This window comes from Spirulina subsalsa FACHB-351 (genome assembly GCF_026130165.1).
GTDB classification, from domain to species: Bacteria; Cyanobacteriota; Cyanobacteriia; order Cyanobacteriales; family Spirulinaceae; genus Spirulina_A; species Spirulina_A subsalsa_A.
Genome location: NZ_JAIHOM010000008.1, coordinates 59,349 through 69,416, shown reverse-complemented (window position 1 = coordinate 69,416; position 10,068 = coordinate 59,349). Strand labels below are relative to the sequence as shown.

The following is a 10,068-nucleotide window of genomic DNA, read 5'->3' as shown; positions in this document are numbered from 1 at the left end:
TTGTTCAGAAAACCCTATCCACTCGGACTCATGCTTGTCAGTGTGGATGTGTCTTGGACAGAGACCACAATGCAGCGAGGAATATCCTCGGTCGGGGATTGAGTACGGTAGGGCATACCGGAACTTTTGCGCTAGACGCAAGTAACGCTTCAGGAGAATGGGCCTCTACTTTGGCTGGAGTAATCCTGTCAGGGCAAGCTGATTCGTTGAGTGAAGAATCCCCGTGCCTTTAGGCCGGGGAGTGTCAAAGGTTTTGTCTCTAGTCAGGGAATTAAGTGAGACAGCTAAAAATTTACTTTACGTTGCTGTTGATAATCATAACATCCTACCCCTTGAAGCCTATGCCTTGGGAAGCGGATCTTGTCGTTGGGAACCAGCGATACGGCCTGGGGAGGGAGTGTAAGACAACCTAGCAAAACATCGGTTTTGTTAGATGCAGTTCCCGTTGAATCAGGAAGCCCCATCCTCGCCAACGGCAGGGTGGGGTAGTTCACGAAACCGGGTTTTTGTCAAAATGTCCGCCAAAAACGAGAAGAAATAAACAACCCGGTTTCTAAGCTGAGGGATAAGAAACCGGGTTTCTGTTCCCTTGTCGTGGGAAAACGAGGGAATGCAAGAAACCCGGTTTCTGGGAAAATGTTGTGGCAAAATGAGTAATCGGGTAGGCTAAACCCCGATTCTTTTTGACCTCACAACAATTATAGCCATGCCACAGCAGGCGGCAGAGCCGCGCAATGCCCGTGTCATGGCAGAATCTGTGACAGGAAAACGAGAGGAATTCCCACAATATTGACCCACCACCGGATAATTCTCACCTTTAAGGCGATAAACGCGCCTTTTTCGCCCTCGCTTCCAGATACCACTGAGCCACTGCCGGAGTCCATTCTTGGAAGTGAACAAACAACAACTCACAGAATTGTTGCGCTTCGAGTTGAGCATCCTTTTTCCAGCGTAAATCTAGAAGGTGCATGAGCGATCGCAAATTACAACTTAAAACAAAATGTTGCCGCACATCAAAGGGAATTAACCCCCTGGCGTGTTCCTCCGATAACCCCTCATCAATGCGTTGTTTATAGCGCTTACAGGCTTCCAAACACCACGCCAAATCCTCTTGACGTTGTGCTTGGGTATAGGTGTATTTTTTGCCCTGACGATTCGTATAGTCACCCACAGGACGCAGGTAAAACACCTCTTCCACATCCCGCTTTCCTGTGACTACATCAATAATACGTTGACCTGTGTAACGGTTAGATTGTACATCAAAAGACACGCCCACCCGATGAGTCCTAACTTGCTGCATCATTGAATGAGGAAAAAATCCCACATTAAACGTAATTTGTGGATGTTCCAAGGGGCCATAATGACCCTTATTGCCAGATAATAAATGTTTAACAATCAGTTCCCCAGCCTTCTCCTCATCTGGGAACTTATCTAGATTATCCCAAACTAAATCCTCACTATAATCTTGGTGCATAGCCGCCCAAACTAGCTGTTGAGGGTTGGAAGTGGAAGTAATGACCTCAATTTTAAATTTATCCATAATGTTAAAAAAACTAAATCCGCGCCAATGTCACCTGATCGGGTTGATCTTGATACTTTCCTTGTCGGGTTTCATAACTCACCGCACAAGGTTCACCTTCTAAGAATAATAACTGCACGATTCCCTCATTAGCATAAATGCGACAATCGGCACTGGATGAATTAGAAAACTCCAAGGTTAAATAGCCTCGCCAAGCGGCTTCTGCTGGGGTAACATTAGCAATAATTCCACACCTTGCATAGGTACTTTTCCCCAAACAAACCACCGTTACATTATCAGGAACGGCTAACTTTTCTAACGCTACACCCAAACCATAGGAATGGGCGGGGAGGATAAAATAATCCCCTTCTGGACTGCTATAGAGTTTCGTTGTTTCTAGGTTCTCAGGATTAAAGTTTTTGGGATCCACTACGGTCCCCGGAATGTGGCGAAAAATTCGGAATTCTACAGGGGATAACCGGAGATCATAGCCAAAGCTGCTTAGGCCGTAGGAAATGACGGGCAGATTGTCCAATTGCCGCACCTGACGGGGTTCAAAGGGCTGGATCATCCCTCCCTCAGCCATTTGAGCAATCCATTTATCGTTCTTGATCATAGCCTAATCGACGTTTCTTTTCAGACAGCTTTTTTAGAATACCCTATATAGCTAGTCCTAATGAGACGTGAACTCTGGGCTATTGTCCTATGTCGATTCCAGGCGAGCCTTTTTTGCACGACTCAGATAGGTTCGCTATAGATGGTCCATCAGCTTTTGACCGTTGCGCTACTATCGGCTGGGGGAGGGCGAGATAACGAATCATGGATGATTGCCCCCCTAGCACTCCGAGGACTTTTCACCGATAATGAGAAGTGCAAATTTCACCTACCTACTGGACGATTGAACTGTGACAGACCCCAAAAGTTATAAGGACACCGTTAACCTGCCCAAAACCGACTTTAGTATGCGGGCAAATGCTGTGAAGCGTGAACCGGAAATCCAAGCGTTTTGGGAACAGAACAAGATTTATGAAACCCTGTCACAGAATAATCCGGGAGAGGTTTTTGTGCTACATGATGGCCCGCCCTATGCTAATGGGTCGCTACACATGGGTCACGCCCTAAACAAAATCCTCAAGGATATTATCAATAAGTATCAGTTACTGCAAGGGCGCAAGGTGCGCTATGTGCCGGGATGGGATTGTCATGGTTTGCCCATTGAGTTAAAGGTGCTGCAAGCGATGAAGACGAAGGAACGTCAAGCTCTAACTCCTTTAACCCTACGACAAAAGGCGCGGGATTTTGCCCTCAAAGCGATGGAGGAACAGCGCACGGGGTTTAAACGGTATGGGATCTGGGGGGATTGGGAAACCCCCTATTTGACCCTAAAACCGGAGTATGAAGCCGCCCAAATTGCAGTATTTGGCAAGATGGCGTTGAAGGGCTATATTTACCGGGGGTTAAAGTCGGTTCACTGGAGTCCGAGTTCTAAAACAGCGTTGGCGGAGGCGGAGTTAGAATATCCCGAAGGCCACACTTCGCGCAGTATTTATGTGGCGTTTCCTTTTGTTAAGGCATCGGATAAGGTCGCCCAACAGTTGGCTCCCTTTGCCGGGGAGTTGGGGGTGGCCATTTGGACGACGACTCCTTGGACAATTCCGGCGAATTTGGCGATCGCAGTCAATCCCCATCTCACCTATGCCGTTGTGGAAGTAGCAAACCCCGAAAATACCCCCCCATACTTGCTCGTAGCGGCTGAATTGGTAGAACGATTAGCCGAAAAATTAGGCAAAACCTTGACCCTAAAAGTAACCATGAAGGGTCAAGATTTAGAACAATGCACCTATAAACATCCCCTGTTTGACCGGGAAAGTCCCATCTTAATTGGAGGGGAATATGTCACCACGGAATCGGGGACTGGATTGGTGCATACAGCCCCCGGTCATGGTCAAGAAGATTTTATCGTTGGTCAGCGCTACGGTTTACCTGTGTTATCTCCGGTAGATGAAGAAGGTAACTTTACAGCCGAAGCGGGGCCTTTTGCGGGGTTAAATGTGCTGAATGGGGCGAATGAAGCCGTCATTCAGGCGTTAGGGGAGGCAAAATCCTTGTTACTGGAAGAGGATTATGTGCATAAATATCCCTATGATTGGCGGACGAAAAAACCGACAATTTTCCGGGCAACTGAACAGTGGTTTGCTTCGGTGGAAGGGTTCCGAGAAGCGGCATTAAAGGCGATTGAAGAGGTGGAATGGATTCCAGCCCAAGGGAAAAACCGCATTACCCCGATGGTTAGCGATCGCAGTGATTGGTGTATTTCCCGTCAACGCAGTTGGGGTGTTCCCATTCCAGTATTTTATGACGAGGAAACCAACGAACCGTTACTAACGGAAGAAACCATCAATCATATTCAAGCCATTATTGCCGAAAAAGGCTCTAATGCCTGGTGGGAATTGTCGGTGGAGGAGTTACTCCCAGAGTCCTATCGCAACAATGGGAAAACCTACCGCAAAGGTATGGATACAATGGATGTCTGGTTTGATTCTGGGTCGTCTTGGGCGGCTGTGGCCGATCAACGGGGCGAGTTAAAATACCCGGTGGATATGTACTTAGAAGGGTCAGATCAACATCGTGGCTGGTTTCAATCCAGTTTATTAACCAGTGTGGCGGTAAATGGTCACGCTCCCTATAAAACGGTATTAACTCATGGGTTTGCTCTAGATGAAAAGGGCTACAAAATGAGTAAGTCCCTCGGGAATGTGGTAGACCCCAATATTATTATCAACGGGGGCAAAAACCAGAAGCAAGATCCCCCCTATGGGGCTGATGTGTTGCGCCTGTGGGTGTCTTCGGTGGATTATTCCTCCGATGTGATGATTGGCTCGAATATCCTTAAACAGTTAGCCGACAGCTACCGCAAGATTCGCAATACAGCGCGGTTTTTGTTGGGCAGTTTAGATGATTTTGACCCCACTCAAAATGCAGTGCCTTATGAGGAGTTGCCGGAATTGGATCGGTATATGCTCCATCGTATCTCTGAAGTGTTTACGGAAGTGAACGATGCTTTTAAGACTTATCAGTTTTATCGGTTCTTCCAAACGGTGCAGAATTTCTGTGTGGTGGATTTGTCTAACTTCTATTTAGATATTGCCAAGGATCGGCTTTATATCTCGGCAGTGGATGCCCCACGTCGTCGCAGTTGTCAAACGGTATTGGCGATCGCACTAGAAAACCTTGCCCGTGCCATTGCTCCGGTTCTCTCCCACATGGCGGAGGATATCTGGCAATTCTTACCCTACAAAACCCCCTATAAATCGGTGTTTGAGTCCGGTTGGGTCAACATTGATCCCGCTTGGGAAAACCCGGAACTGGCTACCACTTGGGACAAATTGCGGGAGCTACGAGACGGGGTAAATAAGGTCATGGAAGAGGCACGCCGTGAGAAGATGATCGGGGCATCGTTAGAGGCGAAAGTGTTGTTATATGTGGCTGATGAGGCCTTTAAGCAACAATTAACCCAGTTTAATGCGGCCGATAGTTTAAGCACCAACGGGGTGGACGAGTTGCGCTATTTGTTCTTGGCTTCCCAAGTGGAATTAGTAGACAGCTTGGAAGCCGTGAAAAATGCCCCCTATACCAGTCAATCCGAGGGTTTAGGGATTGGTATTGTTAAGGCTGAAGGGGAGAAATGCGATCGCTGTTGGAACTACTCCACCCATGTGGGAACCAGTAGCGACGATCCCACCCTCTGCGAACGTTGTGTAGCCGCCCTTGGGGGAGAATTTTAGGAAAGCCTCATAGTGACATGGGGAAGCCCGCGCTGTACCCGGTCAGCGTCGGGAGGATGTCATAATATTAGTGACCTAGAACCCATATTTGTTTTCATTGTGGGTTGATAGAAGATAGAGATATAAATGCTGCAATTAATATCCTGAAATTAGCATTAAGTACGGTAGGGCATACCGGATCTAAAGCTTGGGGAGATTTGCCCTCTAGCCTGGTTGGAGCAATCCTGCTAGGTTATGGCGAGTCTGTGAACCAAGAATCCTCGTGCCTTTAGGCCGAGGAACTCGGCCGAGTTTTCATTGGTGGTCTTAAACCGAGACTTTACTGTAACTGATGATCTGGACATCATATCTCGTCAAAGAAAAGGTCGGGATCATTGTTAAATGTTCAATGACCCCGACCCAGTAACGTTCATGTTTTAGAGGATTCACTCCTCCTGCTTACTCAGACAAGGATTGACGATTGATAATGGATTCGGACAATATAACAGGGGTGCTAGCGGTCTGAAAAACGGAACTGTTGCTAATGGAACTATTAGCCAAATTAAACAGGGGATTGGAGAGAATCCCGGCTAAAGTGGTGGCTACTAAGGAAAGGACTAACCCCACTTGTAAGGGACGCATTCCGGGTAAGTTCCAACGAATGGGGGGGTAGTTTTTCACGGTGTCGGACATTTCGTGGGGTTCTTTGACCACCATCATTTTTACGACACGGATGTAGTAGTAAATCGACACGACACTGGTGACTAACCCTAAGAGGACTAGGCCATATAATCCCGCTTGCCAACCCACCCAGAAGAGGTAAATTTTCCCGAAGAAACCCGCGAGGGGGGGAATACCGCCCAAGGAGAGGAGACAGATACTCAGCGCAAGAGTCAGGAGGGGATCTTTTTGGTAGAGGCCGGAATATTCGGCGATTTGGTCGGTTCCGGTGCGGAGACTGAAGAGAATCACACAGGTGAAGGCCCCAAGGTTCATGAAGAGGTAGATGAACAGATAGAACACCATGCTGGCATATCCATCATCACTCCCTGCTACTAGACCAATCATGACGAAACCGGCTTGAGCAATGGAGGAGTAGGCTAACATCCGCTTCATGCTGGTTTGGGCGAGGGCGACGACGTTGCCCAGAATCATGCTGAGGACGGCGAGGGCGGTAAAGATGAATTGCCATTCCGGGGTAACTTGTCCAAAGACGGTGACGAGGAGACGAATGGCTAGGGCAAATCCGGCGGCTTTGGAGCCAACGGAGAGGAAGGCAACGACGGGGGTGGGTGAACCTTCGTAAACGTCGGGAGTCCATTGGTGGAAGGGAACGGCGGAGATTTTGAAGGCGATTCCGGCGATCGCAAATACTAAGGCAATGGCGACTCCTAAAGATTGACCACTGCTTAAATCGGTCAGTTGGGCGGCGATCGCATCTAAGCGTATTTCTCCCCCTGATAAACCGTAGAGTAGGGACACCCCATAGAGGAAAATGGCGGAACTAGCGGCCCCAATGAGCAGATATTTCAAAGCGGCTTCATTGGACCGAGGATCTCGCTTAGTGTACCCCGTTAATAGGTAGGAGGAGATACTCAAGGTTTCAAGGGAGAGGAAGATCATCACCAGATCATTCGCTCCACAGAGGAACATGGCTCCCAGCGTCGCGGTGAGCAGAATGCTAACAAATTCCGCTAAAGCTGTCCCGGACTGTTGGATATAACGAATGGACATCAAAATGGTGAAAGCGGTGGAGAGGACGATGGTTCCCCGAAAGACAATGCTGAGATTGTCGCCGTTAAAACCGCCTAAAAAGCCGATGGTTTGACTATTATCCCACTGAAAATATAAAGCGACCACTGAGCCTAAAAGACCTGCGATCGCAACATAGGATAACTGACGAGAGGCATTCCGACCTAGAATAATATCCCCCACCAACACGACCATCAGGGTGATAATAACCAACCCCTCCGGCAAAATCACCCCCGCATTCAGTTGCGAGGCCACTGTACTTGAAAAGTCCATAGCGTATTTAGATTAATAGCACTCCGTTGAACGACCGCGCCGATGAGCAGACGCAGTTTCCTGTTTTGTTAGATGAGCTTTTTATCACTTGTTCCCCTACCCATTCCGCCCCATTGTGGCTCTGGGTCTGGTGATCAAGACTTGGAACAGTATATCATTGATGCCTACGCTTCATCACAGGATCACGGATTGGGGAGCAGCCAGTAGGGGCGCAATGGTTGGTCGAAGGATCAACTGAGCGGGAAACAACCCAGTTGATTAGAACTATCTTGAAATGCCATTCATAGGTTTTATAAAGCAGAGCAAGCAGATCACTTGGTTGACACCGATCAAGGCTTGGGCCCTTGGCGGGGGAATGAATCGGTGAAATTAACAGAAACCTGAGAAATTCTGATACACTCTGTTAACTTTCCTTCCCATCGGATCCCAATTGGATGTAGCATAAACCCAAGTTGAATATCAAACCCCATTTAATAAATAGAAATTATGCTGTTCCCAACCAGCGAAGTCTCTTTCTCCTCAGAGGTTCTGGATTCCCCGCAGCCCGTCATTGTCCATTTTTGGGCCCCTTGGTGTAGGATTTGCCAGCGCCTTGAGCCGATGTTATTAAAGTTTCAGGAGGAGTCTCCCCATCGGGTGAACTTAGTCAGTGTTAATGCTGATGAGAGTTTAAAATTGGTGAATACCTACCGAGTGAAGATTTTGCCCACGGTTTTAGTCTTTGAACAAGGACAATTGATCCACCGTATTGAGGGGTTTCAAGGATTGGATGATACAGCGCGATCGCTTCGTCAAGCTATTGAACAACGGATCGCAACTACAGCCTAGGAGTCAGTCAACCGTGAAGGGTGCGTCAGGGCCTCGGATTGAGGGCTAAAGCCCAACAACGAACTAGGTTTGTAGTTGCTGGGTTGGTGGATTGACTGAAAATCACAGTAGTCCTGACGCACTATGTTCACGTCGTGACAGACTCCCTCACCCAATCAAGGATTATGGTGAGGGTTTCTCCGTTTCTAGCTAAACCGATAACTGCTCGGTTTTAACCTCTAGGGCATAGTCAGGAATACAGTTTTTCTGCATATAGTGGTGATACTCTGCGATCGCCTGATCACACCTCTCCTCACTCCAACCGCAGTATTCCCGCAGGGTTTCCACCAACACCGGAAGCACCCCTAAGCCATAATTCTCCTGCATGGCAATGGTCGTCCGACGACGGGTAATGTCCAGCAAGGTTTCCGCCATCTCTGCTTGTACCGAGTAGACAATCTGGGCTTTAATATCCGGCAGATGGGGCGTAATTTGTTCAGCCAGTGCGGGATGTTCGTCCACCAAGGCCAACACTTCCCCCCCCTTAGCCCCATAGAGCAAGAACAAATGATGGATACTGGTCACAGATACCCGATAACGATAGTCTTTAACTGCTTGTTGAATGCGCCCATCTGTCGGTAAAATACAACCCGGAAGGGGAGCCTTCAGGGTCGAACAAGGGGGAGCCGAACGCCCCATTTTTTGGTACACCAGATCCACCATTTCCTCTCCCACATGACGATAAGTGGTTAATTTCCCCCCAATCAGAGAGATTAAATTTTTCACCCCCTCAGAACTGTGGTCATGGAGAATATGTTTCCGGGTAAATTCCCCCGGTTTTTTCCCTTCCGCATAGGGCAGAGGACGCACCCCGGAGTAGGTAAACGTCACGTCAGAGCGGGTTAAATTAGCCGTAGGGATGATGAAATTGGTTTCTTGGAGTAAATAATCAATTTCCTCGTTATCCGCCTTTACGGTGTCGAGAGTGCCATCATAGAGTAGGTCTGTGGTGCCGATGAGAACGCGCCCCAAAAACGGAACAATAAAGAAAGGACGACCATCCGTTTTCGCTTCCACATATAAGGCCGTTTCGGGAGCGCCCGTAAAACGATTAACAATGATGTGACTGCCTTTCGTGCCGCCAATTTTGCGCTTTTTGCCAATGGGAGAAGGGATATCTCCAGCTTTCCCCCGTTCGCAAACACGATCTACCCAAGGCCCCGAAGTATTGACAACCATCGCTTGGGGGGTGCCAGTCACCCGGAATTCCTGTCCAGTCAAGACATCGCGACATTCTAGATGCTGAACGCGATCGCCCTCTCGTACCAAGGCCGTCACTTCCACATAATTTAACACCGTTGCCCCGGCCCTTTGCGCGTCTAGGATATTCTCTAAACAGAGACGTTCGGCATATTCCGCTTGAGCATCATAATATTGCGCTCCTCCCTTGACCTTTTCCGTATCCAACGAGCGGAATAATTGCTTAAACTCTCCTCGGGGTAACATTCGATGACAAGGTACAGACTTGTCATAGCTGAAAACGTCATAGAGCAACATTCCTGCCCAAATTTTCCAGTAAGGACGCGATCGCTCCTCATACACCGGAACCGTCAACATTAACGGTTTAACCAAATGGGGAGCCGTTTTTAACAACACCTCCCGTTCCCGCAAAGACTCCCACACCAAGGGAAACTCAAAATACTCTAGATAGCGTAACCCTCCATGAACTAAACGGGTAGACCAGCTTGAGGTTCCCCCCGCGAAGTCTCCCTTCTCAATTAAAATCGTCTTCAAGCCCCGTAAAGCGGCATCCCGAGCAACTCCAGCCCCGTTAACTCCTCCGCCAATAATAATGAGATCATAAGTTTCGTTTGAGATAGTTTGGAAATGACGCATGATCAATGATGATGACTGCAAGAAACTCAGCCCCCATAAATCGGGCTGACTTCTTCC

General features: G+C 48.3%; 7 protein-coding genes and 1 pseudogene. 4 read left to right on the top strand and 4 right to left on the bottom strand.

The window, feature by feature from the left end; translation table 11 throughout:
* Positions 1-233, top strand: a 233-nt coding sequence (locus K4A83_RS02745; protein WP_265262856.1) for a transposase, incomplete at its 5' end; no start/stop codon positions are given.
* Positions 234-817: 584 nt separating this feature from the next.
* Here the strand turns inward: K4A83_RS02745 and thyX are convergent.
* Both thyX and dcd read right to left on the bottom strand, forming a co-directional pair.
* Positions 818-1,540, bottom strand: coding sequence for an FAD-dependent thymidylate synthase (gene thyX, locus K4A83_RS02740; protein WP_265262855.1), 723 nt, complete (start codon positions 1,538-1,540; stop codon positions 818-820).
* Between the two features lie 13 nt (positions 1,541-1,553).
* Entirely contained in the window at positions 1,554-2,135 is a 582-nt protein-coding gene (gene dcd / locus K4A83_RS02735) for a dCTP deaminase (protein WP_265262854.1), read from the bottom strand.
* Positions 2,136-2,424: 289 nt separating this feature from the next.
* Here dcd and ileS point away from each other — a divergent pair, with 289 nt between their 5' ends.
* Together ileS and K4A83_RS02725 are read left to right on the top strand one after the other, a co-directional pair.
* Entirely contained in the window at positions 2,425-5,304 is a 2,880-nt protein-coding gene (gene ileS / locus K4A83_RS02730) for an isoleucine--tRNA ligase (RefSeq protein ID WP_265262853.1), read from the top strand.
* 77 nt (positions 5,305-5,381) lie between these two features.
* Positions 5,382-5,576 (top strand): annotated as a pseudogene (locus tag K4A83_RS02725) (zinc ribbon domain-containing protein); the annotation flags it as partial.
* Between the two features lie 166 nt (positions 5,577-5,742).
* Here the strand turns inward: K4A83_RS02725 and K4A83_RS02720 are convergent.
* The gene (locus K4A83_RS02720; protein ID WP_265262852.1) at positions 5,743-7,308 is read right to left on the bottom strand and encodes an NAD(P)H-quinone oxidoreductase subunit N; all 1,566 of its coding nucleotides are present in this window, start codon (positions 7,306-7,308) and stop codon (positions 5,743-5,745) included.
* 486 nt (positions 7,309-7,794) lie between these two features.
* Here K4A83_RS02720 and K4A83_RS02715 point away from each other — a divergent pair, with 486 nt between their 5' ends.
* Positions 7,795-8,136: a thioredoxin family protein gene (locus K4A83_RS02715; protein WP_265262851.1), complete on the top strand. Its 342-nt coding sequence runs from the start codon at positions 7,795-7,797 to the stop codon at positions 8,134-8,136.
* A 189-nt stretch (positions 8,137-8,325) separates the two neighbouring features.
* Here K4A83_RS02715 and glpD read toward each other — a convergent pair whose 3' ends face one another.
* On the bottom strand, positions 8,326-10,011 hold the full coding sequence (gene glpD / locus K4A83_RS02710) for a glycerol-3-phosphate dehydrogenase (protein ID WP_265262850.1): 1,686 nt from the start codon (positions 10,009-10,011) through the stop codon (positions 8,326-8,328).
* Positions 10,012-10,068: the final 57 nt, after the last annotated feature.